Origin of the sequence: Zobellia alginiliquefaciens (genome assembly GCF_029323795.1) — a bacterium.
Lineage (GTDB): Bacteria > Bacteroidota > Bacteroidia > Flavobacteriales > Flavobacteriaceae > Zobellia > Zobellia alginiliquefaciens.
Map to the genome: position 1 here is coordinate 2,414,937 of NZ_CP119758.1, position 18,235 is coordinate 2,433,171.

Annotated in this window: 14 protein-coding genes; 2 read left to right on the forward strand and 12 right to left on the reverse strand. The window is 38.6% G+C overall.

What is annotated here, in order from left to right; genetic code table 11:
• The first annotated feature begins 7 nt into the window (after nt 1-7).
• Nucleotides 8-1,744, forward strand: coding sequence for an ABC transporter ATP-binding protein (locus tag P0077_RS10210; RefSeq protein ID WP_276169076.1), 1,737 nt, complete (start codon nt 8-10; stop codon nt 1,742-1,744).
• On the opposite strand, the gene P0077_RS10215 is transcribed toward P0077_RS10210, so the two are convergent.
• The 5 genes from P0077_RS10215 to P0077_RS10235 all read right to left on the reverse strand — a co-directional run bounded on the left by P0077_RS10215 (nt 1,741) and on the right by P0077_RS10235 (nt 5,048).
• A complete protein-coding gene (locus P0077_RS10215; RefSeq protein WP_276169077.1) occupies nt 1,741-2,070 on the reverse strand; it encodes a 2Fe-2S iron-sulfur cluster-binding protein in 330 nt (109 codons plus the stop codon). The two genes, P0077_RS10210 and P0077_RS10215, sit on opposite strands and share 4 nt — an antisense overlap.
• Nucleotides 2,071-2,176: 106 nt before the next feature.
• Nucleotides 2,177-2,479, reverse strand: coding sequence for a four helix bundle protein (locus P0077_RS10220; protein ID WP_276169078.1), 303 nt, complete (start codon nt 2,477-2,479; stop codon nt 2,177-2,179).
• A 56-nt stretch (nt 2,480-2,535) separates the two neighbouring features.
• The gene (locus P0077_RS10225; protein ID WP_276169079.1) at nt 2,536-3,594 is read right to left on the reverse strand and encodes an NAD(P)/FAD-dependent oxidoreductase; all 1,059 of its coding nucleotides are present in this window, start codon (nt 3,592-3,594) and stop codon (nt 2,536-2,538) included.
• Between the two features lie 70 nt (nt 3,595-3,664).
• Nucleotides 3,665-3,907 (reverse strand): NifU family protein, encoded by a 243-nt coding sequence (locus P0077_RS10230; RefSeq protein WP_276169080.1) that lies wholly within the window; start codon nt 3,905-3,907, stop codon nt 3,665-3,667.
• A 1-nt stretch (nt 3,908) separates the two neighbouring features.
• Nucleotides 3,909-5,048, reverse strand: a complete 1,140-nt coding sequence (locus P0077_RS10235) for an Mrp/NBP35 family ATP-binding protein (RefSeq protein ID WP_276169081.1) — start codon at nt 5,046-5,048, stop codon at nt 3,909-3,911.
• 272 nt (nt 5,049-5,320) lie between these two features.
• On the opposite strand from P0077_RS10235, the gene P0077_RS10240 reads away from it, so the two are divergent.
• The gene (locus P0077_RS10240) at nt 5,321-6,685 is read left to right on the forward strand and encodes a Fic family protein (RefSeq protein WP_276169082.1); all 1,365 of its coding nucleotides are present in this window, start codon (nt 5,321-5,323) and stop codon (nt 6,683-6,685) included.
• A gap of 10 nt (nt 6,686-6,695) precedes the next feature.
• Here P0077_RS10240 and P0077_RS10245 read toward each other — a convergent pair whose 3' ends face one another.
• The 7 genes from P0077_RS10245 to P0077_RS10275 all read right to left on the reverse strand — a co-directional run bounded on the left by P0077_RS10245 (nt 6,696) and on the right by P0077_RS10275 (nt 18,234).
• Nucleotides 6,696-7,358, reverse strand: coding sequence for an ABC transporter ATP-binding protein (locus P0077_RS10245; RefSeq protein ID WP_276169083.1), 663 nt, complete (start codon nt 7,356-7,358; stop codon nt 6,696-6,698).
• A 73-nt stretch (nt 7,359-7,431) separates the two neighbouring features.
• A complete protein-coding gene (locus P0077_RS10250) occupies nt 7,432-9,831 on the reverse strand; it encodes an ABC transporter permease (protein ID WP_276169084.1) in 2,400 nt (799 codons plus the stop codon).
• 30 nt (nt 9,832-9,861) lie between these two features.
• A complete protein-coding gene (locus P0077_RS10255) occupies nt 9,862-12,297 on the reverse strand; it encodes an ABC transporter permease (protein WP_276169085.1) in 2,436 nt (811 codons plus the stop codon).
• A gap of 30 nt (nt 12,298-12,327) precedes the next feature.
• Complete coding sequence (locus P0077_RS10260) at nt 12,328-14,757, reverse strand: ABC transporter permease (protein ID WP_276169086.1); 2,430 nt, start codon at nt 14,755-14,757, stop codon at nt 12,328-12,330.
• An 86-nt stretch (nt 14,758-14,843) separates the two neighbouring features.
• Nucleotides 14,844-15,539 carry an ABC transporter ATP-binding protein gene (locus tag P0077_RS10265; protein ID WP_276169087.1) on the reverse strand — a complete coding sequence of 232 codons (696 nt, stop codon included), beginning with the start codon at nt 15,537-15,539 and terminating at the stop codon, nt 14,844-14,846.
• Nucleotides 15,540-15,594: 55 nt separating this feature from the next.
• A complete protein-coding gene (locus P0077_RS10270) occupies nt 15,595-16,845 on the reverse strand; it encodes an efflux RND transporter periplasmic adaptor subunit (protein WP_194525743.1) in 1,251 nt (416 codons plus the stop codon).
• 42 nt (nt 16,846-16,887) lie between these two features.
• Complete coding sequence (locus P0077_RS10275; protein WP_276169088.1) at nt 16,888-18,234, reverse strand: TolC family protein; 1,347 nt, start codon at nt 18,232-18,234, stop codon at nt 16,888-16,890.
• Between the last annotated feature and the right edge of the window lies 1 nt (nt 18,235).

Here is an 18,235-nt window from a genome sequence, read left to right on the forward strand (position 1 = left end):
TTCTTCCATGGCCGAAAAAAAAGTTAGTATACTTACCGCGTTTAAGACCATTATTTGGCCTAGACGAAATTTAGTTTTTATTGGACTACTTCTCATTGTAATTAGTAAAGCGGCAAGTTTTGTGGCTCCAATGTCCCTAAAGTATTTGATGGACGATATTATACCCAATAAGGATATCGAGTTTTTGAAGCTGCTCGTGGGACTGGTTGCGTTGGCCATTTTGGTACAGGCGGTTACGTCGTTTTTGTTGACTAAAATTTTGAGCGTACAGGCGCAATTTTTGATTTCCGAACTTCGGGCGCAAGTACAGAAAAAAGTACTCTCTTTGCCTATTCGTTTTTTTGATAATGCAAAGTCGGGAGCTTTGGTTTCCCGTATTATGAGCGATGTTGAGGGCGTTCGTAATTTAATCGGTACCGGTTTGGTACAATTGGTGGGCGGTACTATTACGGCTGTAGTTTCGCTCATATTACTTTTGCGCATAAGCTGGACCATGACTGTTTTTACCTTGGTGCCTTTAGCTATTTTTGCCGTTATAGCCTTGAAGGCATTTAAGATTATTAGACCTATTTTTAGGAACCGGGGAAAGATAAATGCCGAAGTTAAAGGTAGACTTACCGAAACTTTAGGAGGTGTACGGGTAATTAAAGGTTTTAATGCCGAGATACAAGAAAATAAAATATTTGAAGAAGGGGTTGATCGTCTTTTTCAAAATGTGAAAAAGAGTTTGACGGCTACCGCTTTTATGACCAGTTCCTCAACCTTTCTTTTAGGGATTGCCACAACCGGAATTATGGGTATTGGAGGTTATAAAATCATGATGGATGAATTGACTGTCGGTGAATTTTTAACCTTTACTTTTTTGTTGGGATTGATGGTAGCGCCCATAGTACAAATGAGCAATATAGGAAGTCAGTTAACCGAAGCCTTGGCCGGGTTGGACCGTACGGAAGAACTCATGAACATGACTCCTGAATCTGATGAAGAAAACCGAACAATTGTTCTGGATGATGTTCAAGGCGATATTGTTTTTGACGATGTTTCTTTTTCGTATGAAGAAGATAAAGAAGTGCTCCATAATATTAATTTTGAGGTAAAGTCAGGTAACGTAGTGGCTCTAGTAGGGAGTTCTGGCTCTGGGAAATCTACAATTGCCGGGTTAGCGGCTACTTTTCTAAATCCACAGTCAGGTAAAATTACTATAGATGGCAAGGATGTCTCAAAAGTGAACTTGAATAGCTTCCGGCAGCATTTGGGGGTTGTTTTGCAAGACGATTTTCTTTTTGAGGGAACCATACGGGAGAACATTCTTTTTCCGCGGCCTAATGCTTCCGAAGAGCAATTACAGCAGGCTGTTAAAGCGGCATATGTAAATGAATTTACGGATCGGTTCGATGACGGATTGGATACGTTGATAGGGGAACGAGGCGTGAAACTATCGGGTGGTCAACGCCAGCGTATTGCTATTGCAAGGGCTGTTTTGGCGGACCCTAAAATCTTGATTTTAGATGAAGCTACTTCTAATTTGGATACCGAAAGTGAGGCATTGATACAAAAGAGTTTGGCCGCCCTTACCGAAGGACGTACCACATTTGTAATCGCACACAGATTAAGTACAATCAGAAAAGCGAATCAGATTTTAGTTATCGAAAATGGAAGAATTGCCGAAGAAGGCACCCACGATGCGCTTATTGCTAAGGAAGGTAGGTATTTTAATCTATTTACTTATCAGGCAAGGATTTAACTCTCAGGAGCTAATTCCACTTCTAACCCATCTAAATCTGGGGTCATGTGAATTTGACAGCCCAGACGGCTGTTGTCTTTCACATCAAAGGCTTCCGCTAGCATAGCATCTTCATCATCTGATTTTTCAGGAAGCGCATGGTCAGACTCTACATAGCACTGGCAAGAAGCACACATGGCCATACCTCCACAGATTCCAATAGTTCCTTCAGGGGCCAATTCGTAGGAACGAACAACCTCCATAAGATTCATGTTCATATCGGTTGGGGCATCTACCTCATGGGCAACTCCGTCGCGGTCGGTTATTTTTATTTTTATATCGGACATTAGAAAAGGAATTAGTAGTTAGGGATTAGGTGTTAGTTTTTATGAATTGGTTGACTTTCTTGGGGTCATTGATTGTATAAGTCCAAAGAGCATTCTAGAAATTTCGTTAGACTGTTTGATTAACTCTGTTGTTTCCGGTGATTCTTAAAAAATGAAGTCTCTTGGAAAGATATAACATGGAACGTACCTCGCTATTTGAACTTGTTGCAAAATATAAAAATCGAATAAAATCAGGATTCGTGCGTCTGTCAAACCCTTCGGCTATATTGTTAGAAATTGATATCGATGCTCTTAGAATTTGGTCTTTAAAAGAATAGTCTTTGGAGTTTGAAAACTTTTGGTAGATAACAACAGCAAAATCTTGTGCTTTCTGCCACACCAATACATCTTCAAACCTTTTAACTGCCATATGCTTCTATGTTATAGTTTTAAGAACTAACTCCTAATTCCTATATACCTAGCTTCCTAATTTATACTCTTTACAACTGCCTTAGGTGCTTCTTTTTTACTTCCGTCAAAACCGGTTACACCGCCTACGGTTGTATATTTCATTACATATTTCTTATCAGGATAAATACGCTGATAAGCGCTTTGGCACATTAAGGTGGCTTCGTGGAAACCACAAAGAATCAGTTTTAACTTCCCAGGATAGGTATTTACATCGCCTATGGCATAAATTCCCGGCACGTTGGTCTGATAATCAAATGTGTTTACTTTAATGGCATTTTTCTCTATTTCCAGTCCCCAATCAGCAATGGGGCCTAATTTTGGAGAAAGCCCAAAAAGCGGCACAAAATTATCAACTTCTAAGGTAACATCCTCATCGGGATTTGTTGTTTTTCTAATGGAAACCGCCTCTAACTTGTCATCACCTTTTAATGCTACGATTTCAGCCGGGGTAATCAAATTGATTTTCCCTTCGTTTTTAAGCTGCTGTACTTTTTCCACGGAGTCTAAAGCACCCCTAAATTCATTTCTACGATGAACCAAAGTGACCTCGGCAGCAACATCGGCTAAAAATATACTCCAGTCTAGCGCGGAATCTCCACCTCCTGCAATTACCACTTTTTTGTCACGATAGACTTCAGGGTCCTTTATGATGTATGAAACTCCATTGTCTTCATACTTTTTAAGATTCTGGAGTAATGGTTTTCTAGGTTCAAAACTGCCCAGACCACCAGCAATAGCAACAACGGGTGCATGATGTTTGGTGCCTTTATTTGTGGTAACTATGAAGGTGCCATCCTCTAGTTTTTCTATAGTCTGAGCCCTTTCGCCTAAAGTAAAGCCAGGTTCAAAAGGTTTTATTTGATCCATAAGATTGTTCACTAAATCCCCTGCCAACACTTCAGGAAAGCCTGGTATGTCGTAAATTGGTTTTTTAGGATAAATCTCGGAGCATTGTCCACCTGCTTGTGGTAGGGCATCTATTAAATGACATTTGAGCTTTAGTAGACCTGCCTCAAAAACGGCAAAAAGCCCTGTTGGGCCAGCTCCTATAATCAATATGTCTGTCTTGATCATTGAGTTTTGCATAAATTTTGGACGAAATTAGTGTTAAAAGGTCAGAAATAAAATGATAAAAATCAGCGTGTTAAACGCCAATATTTATCACTTCTTCAATTTGTGGCGCATGCTTTTTAATAGTCATTTCCACACCACTCTTTAAGGTCATCTGGTTAACGCTGCAACCCACGCAAGCCCCTTCTAATCTCACTTTAACGGAATTTTCGTTATCTATGGAAACCAAAGATATATCTCCACCATCGCTCTGCAAAAAAGGACGGATTTCCTCTAGTGCTTTTTCTACTTTCAGTGTTAATTCTTCTGAGGCCATATTATTTTTTCTTAACGGCAGAACAGCCTGCCATAGTTGTTATTTTAATTGCTTCGGTTGGGGGAAGACTTTTGTTTCTGCCCACAACCTCTTGTACCACATTTTTTGTGATTTCTTCAAAGGCTTCTTCCACAGGAGTAGCAGTTTGCATTGCTGCTGGTCTTCCTACGTCTCCGGCTTCTCGTATGCTCTGAACTAGAGGAATCTCGCCCAAGAAAGGTACGTCTAAATCTTCAGACAGATTTTTTGCGCCTTCCTTACCAAAAATGTAATACTTATTATCAGGAAGCTCGTCTGGTGTAAAATAAGCCATATTCTCTACAATTCCCAAAACAGGAACATTTATAGAGTCTTGTTGAAACATAGCAACCCCTTTTCTGGCATCTGCCAAAGCAACGTTCTGAGGTGTGCTTACCACTACGGCTCCAGTTACGGGCATAGCTTGCATGATGCTCAAATGAATATCTCCTGTTCCCGGAGGAAGGTCGATAAGCATAAAATCCAATTCGCCCCAATGTGCATCAAAAATCATTTGATTCAACGCTTTTGCAGCCATTGGACCACGCCAGATTACCGCTTGGTTGGGCTGGGTGAAAAAACCAATGGATAACATCTTTACGCCATAATTCTCTACCGGTTTCATTTTTGATTTTCCATCAACATTAACAGCCAAAGGCTTTTCCATAGGAACATCAAACATTATTGGCATGGAAGGACCGTAAATGTCAGCATCTAAAACGCCTACTTTAAAGCCCATTTTAGCCAAGGTTACCGCTAAATTTGCAGTAACCGTAGATTTACCTACACCACCTTTACCGGAAGCAACGGCTATTATATTTTTGATGCCGGGTAATGGTTTGCCCTTTATTTCATTGGCCTTAGGTTTTGCTGGAGCATCTACCTTAATGTTGACTTTTATCTTAGCCTTTTCGTAAACCTCACGGTGTATGATTTTTAGAATCTCCACCTCGGTTTTTTTTCTGGCCTGTAAACTAGGGTTGCCAATGGTAATATCCACTTCAACCTCATCTCCAAAAATCTGTATATTTTTAACTGCACCGCTTTCTACCATATTTTGGCCCTCACCGGGTACGGTAATATTCTCTAGTGCTCTTAAAACTTCTTTTTTATCAATCTTCATTATATAAAATCATTCTAAAGAACAAAGATACGGCATAAGGGTAAGAAACTAAAGTGTTTGTGTTGAAATGTAATAGAGGGTAATAGGTGTTAGTGATTAGGCGTTAGTATGATGTGTTCTAAGCTCTTATGGAAATGGAGATTTTTGGGACCTTATAAATAATTTAATCTTTTCAATTTGTCCTAATTTTTTTAAAATTTACAAATAATTACATATATTTATAATGGGATGATTTATCCTAAAAAATTAAAAATTAGGATATTTTATAAATTATGATGGAAAAGGCACCTGATTTAGATGGTTATAATATTCGAGTGATACAAGATTTCAAAAACGAAAATGTTTATACAAGTTTAATTGTTCCACAATTAAATAAGATTGAAAAGGATTATTTGTATTGGGATAAAATCAAGTATGTCAAAAAACCGAATTCTTTAGAAATGGAATATCCGGAGGATTATCCATCTGAAGTTTGGAGATTGGTGAAAACCCAAAGAATGCTTAATTTAAGAAGTTATAGTTTAAGACGTTGGGATGATGATGGTAGATTTCCTAGTAGGGTTGGAATTGATTATAAATTTTACCCTAATTCCTCACTACAACAAAAGCTACACTATCTAGATTTTAATTTCGGCGCAGGAATTCAAAAAGAAAAATTGCTTTCCGATTTAGATAAGGATCAGTATCTTAATAATGCCCTTATGGAAGAATCTATCTTTTCTTCTATGGTCGAAGGGGCCACGACTACGCGTGTGAAGGCGAAGGAGATGCTCAGGAAAAACAAGAAACCCAAGAGCAAATCGGAGCAGATGATTTTGAATAATTACCAAGCAATTCAATTTATTAGTGAGCATCAAGAGGAAGATATGTCTATTGATAAATTATTTGAAATTCACCGATTGGTAACAGTTGATACTTTAGAGGATAGTAATATTGGTGTATTTCGAACATCAGATGACGTGCATGTAATGAACGATATTACTGGCGAAATTATCCACACACCTCCAAAATTTGAGGAACTTAATGAGTTAATGCAATCGTTCTGCGAGTTCTTTAATTCAAACCCAAAAGAAAATTTTATACATCCAATCGTTAAAGCTTCTATTTTGCATTTTCTCATTGGGTATGTTCACCCTTTTGTAGATGGAAATGGAAGAACAGCTCGTGCTATCTTTTATTGGTATCTTTTAAAAAATGGGTATTGGTTAGCTGAGTACTTATCTATTTCAAGGGTAATAATAAAATCGAAAGTACAGTATGAAAAAGCATATATCTATACAGAAATTGATGATATGGATGTGACATATTTTGTTCATTATCAGGTTAAAGTGCTTACTCAGGCTTTCGAGGATTTGAAAGAATACGTAGCTAAACAGAAAATAGAACAACATAGTTTTTCTAAATTTTTGAAAATCGATGGTGTCAATGAGCGGCAGGCCCAGATACTTTTTTGGATTGAAAAAGATGGGAATCGCTCCTTTACTGTTAAAGAAATTGAAACCATTTTTTCTGTCACTAATCAGACTGCTCGAGCTGATTTAGAGGAATTGGTACGTCAGGAATTTATAAAAAAAGTACCCATCGATAAAAAATCGTCTAATTATTGGAAAGGTGATTTATTTGAATCACTTATCTAAAAAGAATTTATCACACCATTCTTCCATCTAACAAATTAATAACACGCTTACCGTACGCAGCATTCTTTTCGGAATGGGTAACTTGAACTATGGTTACGCCTTCATTATTCAATTGCTTGAACAACTCCATAATTTCCTCTCCTTGAGTAGAGTTTAAGTTGCCAGTAGGTTCATCTGCTAGCAGGAGCTTTGGTTTTGATATCAAGGCGCGGGCTACCCCTACCAATTGTTGTTGGCCACCACTTAATTGCGTGGGAAAAAGGTCTTTTTTGCCAACAATATTAAAACGGTCTAACATATCTGCCACCATCGCTTTACGTTCTGAACCCGAATGCTTTTTATACAATAAGGGCATTTCTAGGTTCTCATAGACTGTTAATTCATCTATAAGGTGATAGGCTTGGAATACAAAACCAATGTACTGTTTGTATAGGTTAGCTCTATGTTTTTCTTTCAGTTGATGAACCGGTTCATCAAGAAAACTGTATTCACCTTCGTCAAAATCATCTAACATACCAATGACATTCAGTAACGTAGATTTTCCTGAGCCGGAAGGCCCCATGATAGAGATGAATTCTCCTTCTTCTACCTGAAGATTGATATCTTTCAGCAAAAAGACGCGCTGGCCACCCTGCTGAACCCACTTAAAAATATTGTTTAGTTGAAGTAGCATATTTCTTATTCATTACGTTTAATAGTATCGACTATTTTTTGTGACATTATATCTCCAAATATCTCATGGAAATTTATTCCATTCTCAAACTCTTTATAGGGTTTCTGTTTGCGGCTTTAATTGCCTGAAAACTGACTGTGAGAATGGTTATGGCTAGGGCGCCTACTACTGCTAAAAGGAAAATCCACCATTCTAGTATTACGTGATACGGATAGTCTTGCAACCAACCGTTCATAACAAAGTAGGATATAGGGATGGCAATAAAACAGGAAATGATGACCAGTTTCAAAAAGTCTCTTGAGAGCATATTCCAAACATTAAAAACGGAGGCTCCCAATACTTTTCGAACTCCAATTTCTTTTTGGCGTTGCTCGGCAACGAAAGAGGTAAGGCCAAATAGTCCCAAACAGCTGATTAAAATGGCAAGTGCGGTGAAAATAGATGAAAGAGAACCAATGCGTTCTTCCGCAGAAAACTTTTCACCATATTCAGAATCCACAAAATCATATTGAAAAGGGATATCGGGAAAATGCGATTTAAAGACACTTTCAATAGTAGAAATATTTTCACTGGCACTTTTTTCAGGGTTTAGGCGTAAGTTGTAAAAACTGGCGTTTTCATGCTTGTCATACGCATAGATACCTTGTTTTACAGGTTCGTATGGCGACTGCGTAATCATATCTTGTACCACGCCAATTATTTTTAAGGGAGGAAACGGGTCTTCAATATCATCATCTTTTATGTACTTTCCTATGGGGTCTGTAAGTCCCATATATTTCACTGCGGTCTCATTAATGAGTACGGCATTTGAGTCGGTTGCGAACTCTCTGGAGAAATCCCTTCCCTCTAATATCTTTAGGTTTAACGATTTTGCATATTCCGGTGTTACATCGGTCCACGCAAGATCCTCTTGAAAGCCTTCCGGTTTCCCTTCCCAACTAAAACCACTTCTATTGGACCAAATCTGTGTAGTAGGTGCACTGGAAGCGGACATTTCTAATACCGCCCCGGATGCAGTAAACTCACTCCGCATTAAATCGTATTTACCACTAAAATCTTGACTCATAGTCGGTATTTGAACCAAACCTTCTTTCTCATAGCCTATGGGACGGTTTTTGGCAAAGTTTATTTGTTGCATTACGATTACCGTACCAATGATAAATGCTACGGAGACCGTAAACTGTAGCACCACCAATATTTTTCTAGGTAAACCTGCATGTTTTCCGGTAGTCATCGTGCCTTTCAGCACGTCTACAGGTTTAAAAGAAGACAGATATAGGGCAGGGTAGCTTCCAGCAAGTAGGGAGGTCAACAGGACAAATATGAATGAAGTAATCCAAAACATGCCATTGCCCCACGGGAAAACCATTTCCTTTTTAGCCAAATTGTTGAATCCGTCTAGGGATAAAAGAACTATAAGAACAGCAATGCCAAAAGCAAACAGCACTACCAGAAAAGATTCGCTTAAAAATTGATAAATCAATTGATTTCTTTGTGACCCGATAGATTTTCTAATGCCTACTTCTTTGGCACGTTTCTCTGATCTGGCCGTGCTCAGATTCATAAAGTTTATACAGGCCAATAGCAATACGAAAGCGCCTATTATACTAAATAACCAAACATATTTGATGCGGCCACCGTCCTGCTTACCGTTTTCAAAATTACTGCGTAGGTACCAATCTTTCATTGGGAGTAAGAACAGCTGCGGGTTAAATTCGGCCGCTTCCTCATTAAGGTTTTTCTTGACATCCTTAATGGAGGTCGAAATATCGGTCATATCTGTATTATCGGCAATCTGAACGAACATTTGAAATGAGTTGTTGCCCCATTGGTCTTCAGCATTTTTTATCCACTCGAAAAGAGATAGATATTTCTCCCATGGCATGATGTATTCCAAATCACTGAATGAATTGTTCTTGGGTATATCTTCAAACACGGCCGTTACTTCCATATCATATTGGCTATTGCCTTTTACTACTTTTCCTATGGGGTCTTCATTTCCGAAGAGGGCATTTGCTACGGACTCCGAAAGCATGATGGAATTAATCTTTCGTAGACCATCTTTTTCACCTTTTAAAATATTTAGATCTAGCAGCTCTGGGGCTTCGGCTTGCATGAAGTTTCCATCTTTCGAAAGACTTTTTTCGCCATAATTCAAATAGACAGAATTGTTCCAAGAAGACATGACAATATGTTTGAATTTATCATTATGCTTATCTCGAAAGGCCATTTCCAAGGGTCTTGGAACGGCATTATTGGTGCCAGTTTCGCCATTGAATGTTTGTGATTGAACTACTTGTGCAATACGCTCGTTTTTCTTGAAATAATCGTTGTACGAGAGTTCGTCGTTTACCCAAAGACCAATAATTAACGTTACCGCCATACCTAGGGCCAGACCACCAATATTAATAGCGGAATAACCCTTGTTTTTCAAGAGGTTTCGCCAAGCGATTTTAAAATAGTTTTTAAGCATGATTTTAGTTTTTTGATTGGATTGATGATGTTATTCTGTACGCAAGCTTTTTACTGGGTTGGTAATGGCTGCTTTAATGCTCTGATACCCCACGGTTAGTATTGAAATTGCAATAGCTAAGACTGCAGCAAGAACGAACACCCACCAAGGAATGTCTATACGATAAGAAAAATCTTCAAGCCACTTATTCATGATAAACCAACCTATGGGAAGAGAAATAAGAATTGAAATAGCCACTAACTTTAAAAAGTCTAAGGACAATTTATAGCTTATTTGAGTAACGCTTGCACCCAATACTTTTCGGATTCCTATTTCTTTGGTTCTTTTTTCTGCATTGAAAGCCGCTAACCCAAACAACCCTAAACAGGCAATAAGAATTGATAAAATGGTAAATATGATGAAGATTTTACCTAAGCGCTGTTCTGCTTTGTAGGTATCGTTAAAAGAGTCTTCCATGAAATAATAATCAAAAGGTTGGCCCGGGGCGACGGTATTCCATACCCTTTCTATACTTACTATAGCGCTTTGGAAATCACCAGCTTCCAACTTAATTGCCATAGCATTTTTGTGTCCTTGTAATTGTATACTAAGGGCCTCAATACCCTCTTTTAAAGTGTCAAAATGAAAATCTTTTACTACACCAATTATGGTAAAATATTGTGGATTTTCATCTCCTAAGCTAGCAGTATACCTTTTCCCCAAGGCATCTTCTGGTGAAAGCCCCATGTGGGCAACGGCAGTTTCGTTTACAATGATATTGGTAGAGTCGTTGCCTACTTCTTTACTAAAACTTCTACCGGCAACGAGTTTAAAATCCATTGTGGAAATGTAATCGTAGTCTGCATTCCAAGTTTGCATGCTAATGGCATTCTCTTGTGTAGAATTACCTTCTTCGGGTTTAAAGGTAGTGTCACTACGATTGGAAGGTGTTGGAAAAAAGCTGCTTAAAGTGGCATTCTTTACAAAACTTAGTTGTTTTACTTCTTCTTTAAAAGAGGTTGCCTTGCTGCCTGCAACATACACATCATTTACAATAAGCACTTGGTCCTTTGAGAAGCCTAAATCCTTACCCTGGATAAATTTGAGTTGCTGGTAAACGATCAACGTGCTTACAATTAAAAAAACGGAAATGGCAAACTGAAAAATTACTAATGAGTTTCTAATTTTTCCACCACCCACACTGCTCTGACCTCCACCCTTAAGGACTTTTACCGGTTTGAATCGAGACATGAAAAAAGCCGGGTAACTCCCAGAAAACAGGCCAAGAAAAATAACGAACCCTATCAAAATTAACCAGAAGGACGGATTCAAAAACGGAATGGAAATATCTTTATCGGCTAATGAGTTGAAAAAAGGCAGTGCAATTAATGCCAATGTCATCGCCAATACGAGAGATAAAAAAGAAACCAACCCTGATTCTACTAAGAACTGTCTAATTAATTCTGACTTATTGGACCCTAAAGTTTTTCTTACCCCTACTTCTTTGGCTCTCTTTAGGGAGTGCGCCGTGGATAGGTTCATAAAATTGACGGCAGCCAAAACGATAAGAAAAATAGCAATAAAAGAAAGAATGTATATACTTTGGATGTCATTATTGGCGCTCACTTCTGCTACCCTATGCGAGTTTAAATGAATAGCTGTTAGCGGAATAGTACTATAGATTAAATAATCTCCAGAAGCTTTTAGTTGTTCTTCGGTAACACCTGGAATAAATTTTTGAACTCCCGGTATTACATATTTTCCTAAGAGTCCGCGTAAAGGAGCTTGGAGGTCGTTAATGTTCGCAGTGGGAATAAGTTTTATAAAGGTTTGATAGTTATTGCTGCCCCAGTTGACAATTTTAGAATCTTCATAACTGGACATTGACATATAAACGGTGTGGTCTCTTAAAAATGAGTTTTGGGGAAAGTCATCAATTACTCCGCTTACAGTATAGGTTTCATTGTTGTTGAGCACTACATTTTGACCGATGGCAGTAAGAGTACCAAAGTGCTTTTCAGCAGCGGATTTGGTCAGAACTAAGGTGTTGGGCCGTTTTAAGGCAGTCTCCTTATCGCCAACTAAAAGGTCAATCCCGAACATGTCAAAAAAGCTGGGGTCTACAAAAGTGGTTTGTTCTTCTTTTGCATTGGCTTCTGCATTTTCTTTTCTTAATAATGCACTGCCCCAAGTCCTAAAACGAGTAACGGTTTCTATCTCTGAGAAGTCGCTTTTAAGTGCCGAAGCTAAAGGGGCAGGGGTAACGGCAAATTCTCTAGCTTCGCCTCCAAACTTAATATCTACATTTACTCTATGAATACGGTCCGCATCCGTAAACATGGTATCATAACTCATTTCGTCATAGATATATAATGAAATAAGCAAAGCTCCAGCCATTCCAATGGCTAATCCAAAGATGTTCAGGAAGGTGAAAAACGGTTGCTTTTTTAGACTCCGCCAGGCAATTTTTATATAGTTTTTGAACATGATTCTCGTTTTTTGATTTAATTGATGACCTTATTCCGTACGCAAGCTTTTTACAGGGTTGGCTATTGCAGACCGAAGCGATTGTATGCCCACTGTTACGATGGTAATGATTAAAGCGAAGCCACCGCTTACCAAGAACACCCACCATTGTATTTCAATCCTATAAGTGAAATTCTCAAGCCATCGGGAAATAAAATAATATGCAATAGGCGAGGCAATGAGAAATGCGATCAATACCAGCTTTACAAAATCTTTTGTTAACAATTGAACGACCGATTGTACGCTGGCCCCTAGCACTTTGCGGATACCTATTTCTTTTTTCTTCTGTTCCGTTACATAGGAGATTAATCCGAACAAACCTAGGCAGCTAATGAAAATGGCCAGTATGGTAAAGGCTATGGAAATAAGACCCAGCCGCTTTTCCTCATCATATAATTTTTCTACCTCTTCATCAACAAACCTGTAATCAAAAGGCACATTACTTACAACAGACTTCCATTGTGTTTCCAAACTGCTTAAAAGGGTATTGTAATTTGTAGTGTTCGTCTTAAGGAACAACCAATTTGGTTCATTTTCCTTATGGAGAAATAAAGGGGCAATTTCATCTTTTAACGAAGCAAAATGGTAATCTTCCGTCACGCCAATTATTCGCATTTCAAAAGTTTCGTCACCGGATCCTTGCATCAATGTTGAGCTAAGGGCTTCTTCTTCCTTAATATCAAATGCACGGAGAGTTGCTTGGTTAACGATGATTTGGTCAACGGTATCTGCAGGGGTGAAATCGCGTCCTTTTAAAAGTTTGATTCCCATAGTTTTAAAATAACCATCGCTTACACCATTCCGTTTTACAACCGTTCGGTCTTCACTATTTCCATTAGGTAAGTAAAAGCCGTTATCGGCTAGTACGATTTCTGATGGCGCATAGTTTCCGCTCGAAACATCAAGCACGCCAGGAATATTTAAAAATGCAGATTTTATAGATTCAAATTTGCTGGAAGCCGCATCGGTGCCAATTCGTAAGGCAATCAGATTATCTTTTGAATAACCAAGGTCCTTTTCTTGAGTAAACCTGAATTGTTGGGTAATTACAATTACAGTAGCCACTAGGCCAATGGATACTACAAATTGAAATACCACAAGGGCTTTTCTAAAATTACCGCTTCCCGATTGTAATATGGCAGAACTTTTCAGTGCCTTTACCGGTTTTATTGAGGATAAAACTATAGCAGGGTAAATGCCTGCGGCAAGACCGGTGAAGATGCCCAGTGCCAAAAGGATAGAAATAATTTCCACTTCATAGAAGTTTAAATAGGTCAAGGATTCTTGCGTAATGTTGTTTACAAATGGCAATAACAGTAGAACTATGGGAATGCTGATTAGTATGGCAAAGAATGACAAGAGCAAAGATTCTCCTAAAAATTGACGCATTAATGCATTTTTTCCGGCACCTACCACCTTACGAACACCAATTTCACGGGCTCTTTTACTTGCTCTTGCCGTACTTAGATTTATGAAGTTAATACAGGCGACCAACTGAATAAAAAATGCTAGACTCAGTAAAAAGTAGAGATAGGTGATATTTGAAATCTTATCAATTTGATGTTTTGTGCCTTCAGAAAATAAATGAATGTCTGCTGCTTTTTTTAATTCTAAATCTTTTTTTCGCATACCTGCATCTGCAATGTCTTTAGCGGCCCTTTCCTGAATGAAGCCCGGCATTTTGCCCTGAAGTGAAATTGCATTGCTATTGGGGAACAATTTTATATAACTGTATACGAAGTTGTTGGTTGCGAAATTGTCAAAATTTTGGACGAACGTACCCATGCCCGGTGTGCTCATACTAACCACATAGTTGGGGTTTAGGTGTGTTTTATTGGCTTTTTCATCAAATACACCTGTAACGGTCAATGTAAGTGCGTCTTCACCTGTACCCCAGATTATGGATTTGTTCACTGCATTTTGGTCTCCGAATAATTTTTGTTTTATATAAGAAGAAAGCACCACTGCATTGGGCTCGTTTAAAGAGGTTAGTTGGTCTCCTTCCAAAAAATTATAATCAAAAACTTTAAAAAAGGTAGAATCGGCCATGTAAACGCGAGGTTCATAATAGGCATCTGTACTCTCCGCAGCACGAACTAACATACTGTAAAAAACATCGGTCAAAACAACCCTTGTCGCTTCTTCTATCTCGGCAAAATCTTCCTTAAGAGCAAAGGCTATAGGTGGAGATGAGGTTGCAGAATGATAGGTTTCACTATTACTGCGCTCTATTTTTGTTTCTACACGGTAAATAGAGTCCATTTCCTTATGGTGTTGATCGTACCCAAGTTGAGCAAAGACATAAAGCAAAATAGTTAAACAGCTAACGGTGCCAAGAGTAAGCCCCAGAAGGTTTATGATAGTCTGCTGCTTGTTCTTTAACAGATTTCTCCAGGCAATTTTTATATAGTTTTTGAACATGATTCTCGTTTTTGGCTGATTACTTATTTATCCGTGATTAAGGGATAAGTTTGGTTGATTAGTTGTTGATTGATGAATAAACTCCTTTACATTATGGCTCCTATGGCCCGGTTTTGGCTTTCGGTTACGATTTGACCATCAAATAGGTTAACTACCCCGTGGGCGTAGTGCGAATCCCTGTCCGAGTGTGTTACCATTACAATTGTAGTTCCCTCTTGGTTGAGTTCTGTTAACAGGTTCATTACTTCAATTCCGTTTTTGGAATCTAGGTTCCCTGTTGGTTCATCGGCCAATATTAATTTCGGATTGGTGACTACCGCTCTGGAAATTGCCACACGTTGTTGTTGACCTCCGGACAATTGCTGAGGAAAGTGCTTTTCCCTATGGGCGATTTTCATTCGTTCTAAAACTTCGCGTACTTTCTGCTTACGTTCCGCTTTACCCATTTTTAGATAGATTAAAGGTAGTTCTACATTTTCATAAACGGTAAGTTCATCAATAAGGTTGAAACTCTGAAATACGAAACCTAAATTGCCTTTTCGCAGTTCGGTACGCTGGCGTTCTTTGAGGTTGCTGACCTCATGACCGGCAAATTGGTAGGTGCCCTCGTTGGGGTTGTCTAACATTCCTATGATGTTCAAAAGGGTTGATTTTCCACAACCTGATGGGCCCATAATGGCTACGAATTCGCCTTCTTCTACCTTTAGGTTTACATTGTTGAGTGCTAAGGTTTCTACCTCTTCGGTTCTGAAACTCTTTTTTATATTCTGTATGTGTATCATGATTTGATTGATTTCGTTGTTATAAAAGACTATGTTTTAGTGAAATAGTGACAGTTTATTTTAATATAATTTTTTCCGCTTCACCAAAAGAATCGTAATTGCTGGTTATTACTTTCTCACCGGCTTCAAGACCTTCTAGGACTTCATAGTGTTTTGAATTCTGTTTCCCAATTCTGATATTTCTTTTTATGGCCTCATCACCATCTGCCGTTACAACAAAAATCCATTGTCCGCCAGTGCTCTGAAAAAAGCTGCCTTTAGGTAACAATAAGGCGTCATTGGATTCACCCAATTGCAATCTAATATTGTAACTCTGCCCCGTGCGTATTGTTTCCGGTTTCTCTGCGGTAAATACCAAATCTACTTTAAACCTGCCGTTGCGAACCTCAGGATACACTTTTCTGACCCTCAACGGGAATTGTTTTCCATTCCGCTCCAATACGGCTACAAGTTCTCTTTTAACCCGGTCTATGTAATGCTCATCTATATTGGCTTCAATTTTGTAATCCGTTAGAACATTAATTTGTCCAATACGTTGCCCTTGCGATATATTTTGACCTATTTCGGCATCAAGGAAACCTAGTTGACCATCGGCAGGAGCCCTTACGTTTAAGTGGTCAAGACGTTGGTAGACCATACCCAAAGTTTTCTGCATTCGGTTTAAATCGGCATCAAGCCCCGTTAGGGATGTTTCACGTAGTTCATCATCGTTTTCGGTCTGCATTTTTATAATCTCGAACTGTTTTTTAGAAAGGTCATAGTTCTCTTTTGAGGTCAAATATTCTTCTCTAGAAATCAATTCGTCATCAAATAAAGCTTGGTTCTGTTCAAAATTTCTTTTTAACCGCTGAAGCTCGGTACTAGCAGTGGCCAATGACTTACGGCCTTCCACTTGTCTAGAATCAAAATTGAGTTTAGTGGAACGAAGATCGTTTTGCTTTAAGGCCAAGTTGCTTTCACTCTGTAGGATTTGCTCATAAAGGTTAATATTTTCAAGCTTTAGGATAATGTCTCCTTTTTTTACCGTAGCTCCTTCTTCAATTAGTTTTTCGCTCACACGCCCACCTTCATAAGCATCCATGTAAATAGTTGTGATGGGCGCTACGTTTCCGCTTATAGTAATGTAATCGTCAAATTTGCCATCAGTAACGGTAGCAACAGAAAGTTTTTCTTTATCCGTTCGGAATGTGGAAACCGAATTGGCAAACAGAAATTGATAACCCACAAAAAGTAGCAATAGACCTAAGGCAATATAACCGTAGTGTTTTGCCCGTAACCCTTTTTTCTTTTCTAATTGTATATCCATTATTGTATTAATTATCTTGGTTGATTTGTTCTTGTTTAAGGCTTATTGTATGTCAAAAATGGGCAATCCACGGTAAAAGTCCAGTGTGCTTTTATTGATTTCCGATTGAAGCTTCACCTGCAAATTCTCATTCTGCGCACTAGCAAATAGATTCTTTGCCGTGAAGAGCTCTAAAGCGTTTATGAGTCCCTTTTCATATCTTTTTTGAGCAATGGTGAACGCCAGTTCTTGTGCTTTTACTTTTTGAGAGCTTTGTGTACGCTGCACTTCCAGTGATTCATAGGATTGCACCAACTGTTGGATTGTTTGGAAAACCAGCTGTTGTTGTATTTTAAGGTTATTTTCTGCACGGTACCTTTCAATTTTTTGTTGTTTTATTCTGCCACGAGCAGACCAAATATTACTAATGGGAACATCAAGACTGACACCAATAAATTGAGAGGTGTTATCCTTGAATTGGTCACGAAAGGGAATAGTAGAACCTAAACTATCACGTGTGGTTTCAAAATATCCACTTGCCGTACCGGCAAATAAAGAAAGAGACGGAAATAAAGAACCTCTCTCCGCTGCCAGTTGTTTTTTAGCCGCTTTTACACGCAGCTCCTGTGCTTTTAGAAGGGGCATGAATTCTTGTGCTTCGGCAAATATGGTGTCCGACTGTATGACGCTGTTTGCCTGCGCCACCTGGTTATCAGTTAAATTGTCTTGTATCGTTATTTTGCTGGTTCCTTCTAAATTCATTTCTTGAATTAGTTGTAGTTGGGCATTGGCAAGTTGGTTTTTACTTTGGGTAAGGTTTAATTTATCCGTAAGTAACAAAGATTCAGCTTCATAAAGGTCCGCACCTGCTTTGAGTCCCAATTCAATTTGCCTTGCTACTAGGTCGTAATTGGCTTGTGAGACGGTCAGCTGTTCTTTTGAAATCGCGACCAGACCTTGAAAAAATTTAATATCGTAAAAGGCTTGCATCACTCTAAAAGCAAGAAGATAGCGTTGTTGTAGGTTTTCCTCTTGAGTTGCTTTATAAAGAAACTTGGTGGCCTTAATGGTATTTATTTTTTGGAAGCCCCTAAATAGGTCTACGGAACTTTCTAGGGTGTAGCGGTTCGAAAAGAAATCAGTGGTCACAACATCATTGGTAAAAGGATCTGTGCTACGTCCAAAATTGATGACATAGTTAGTAGATGCGTTTACGGAAGGTAAAAGATCCCGGATAGATTGACGATAAGTTTCCCTGTCCGATGCCGTATTAAGCGTATAGTCCTTTAACTGTAAATTATGCTCTAATGCATAAGCCACGCATTCATCTAACGTATAAGTTTCTTGACCACTTAATTTGGATGAAAGCAAGAGAAGAATAAAAACTAAATATTTAAATAATTGAATCATA

Coding starts and splice junctions, on each gene's coding strand:
- P0077_RS10210 (WP_276169076.1), top strand. CDS start 8: ATGGCCGAAAAAAAAGTTAGTATACTTACCGCGTTTAAGACCATTATT.
- P0077_RS10215 (WP_276169077.1), bottom strand. CDS start 2,070: ATGTCCGATATAAAAATAAAAATAACCGACCGCGACGGAGTTGCCCAT.
- P0077_RS10220 (WP_276169078.1), bottom strand. CDS start 2,479: ATGGCAGTTAAAAGGTTTGAAGATGTATTGGTGTGGCAGAAAGCACAA.
- P0077_RS10225 (WP_276169079.1), bottom strand. CDS start 3,594: ATGATCAAGACAGACATATTGATTATAGGAGCTGGCCCAACAGGGCTT.
- P0077_RS10230 (WP_276169080.1), bottom strand. CDS start 3,907: ATGGCCTCAGAAGAATTAACACTGAAAGTAGAAAAAGCACTAGAGGAA.
- P0077_RS10235 (WP_276169081.1), bottom strand. CDS start 5,048: ATGAAGATTGATAAAAAAGAAGTTTTAAGAGCACTAGAGAATATTACC.
- P0077_RS10240 (WP_276169082.1), top strand. CDS start 5,321: ATGATGGAAAAGGCACCTGATTTAGATGGTTATAATATTCGAGTGATA.
- P0077_RS10245 (WP_276169083.1), bottom strand. CDS start 7,358: ATGCTACTTCAACTAAACAATATTTTTAAGTGGGTTCAGCAGGGTGGC.
- P0077_RS10250 (WP_276169084.1), bottom strand. CDS start 9,831: ATGCTTAAAAACTATTTTAAAATCGCTTGGCGAAACCTCTTGAAAAAC.
- P0077_RS10255 (WP_276169085.1), bottom strand. CDS start 12,297: ATGTTCAAAAACTATATAAAAATTGCCTGGCGGAGTCTAAAAAAGCAA.
- P0077_RS10260 (WP_276169086.1), bottom strand. CDS start 14,757: ATGTTCAAAAACTATATAAAAATTGCCTGGAGAAATCTGTTAAAGAAC.
- P0077_RS10265 (WP_276169087.1), bottom strand. CDS start 15,539: ATGATACACATACAGAATATAAAAAAGAGTTTCAGAACCGAAGAGGTA.
- P0077_RS10270 (WP_194525743.1), bottom strand. CDS start 16,845: ATGGATATACAATTAGAAAAGAAAAAAGGGTTACGGGCAAAACACTAC.
- P0077_RS10275 (WP_276169088.1), bottom strand. CDS start 18,234: ATGATTCAATTATTTAAATATTTAGTTTTTATTCTTCTCTTGCTTTCA.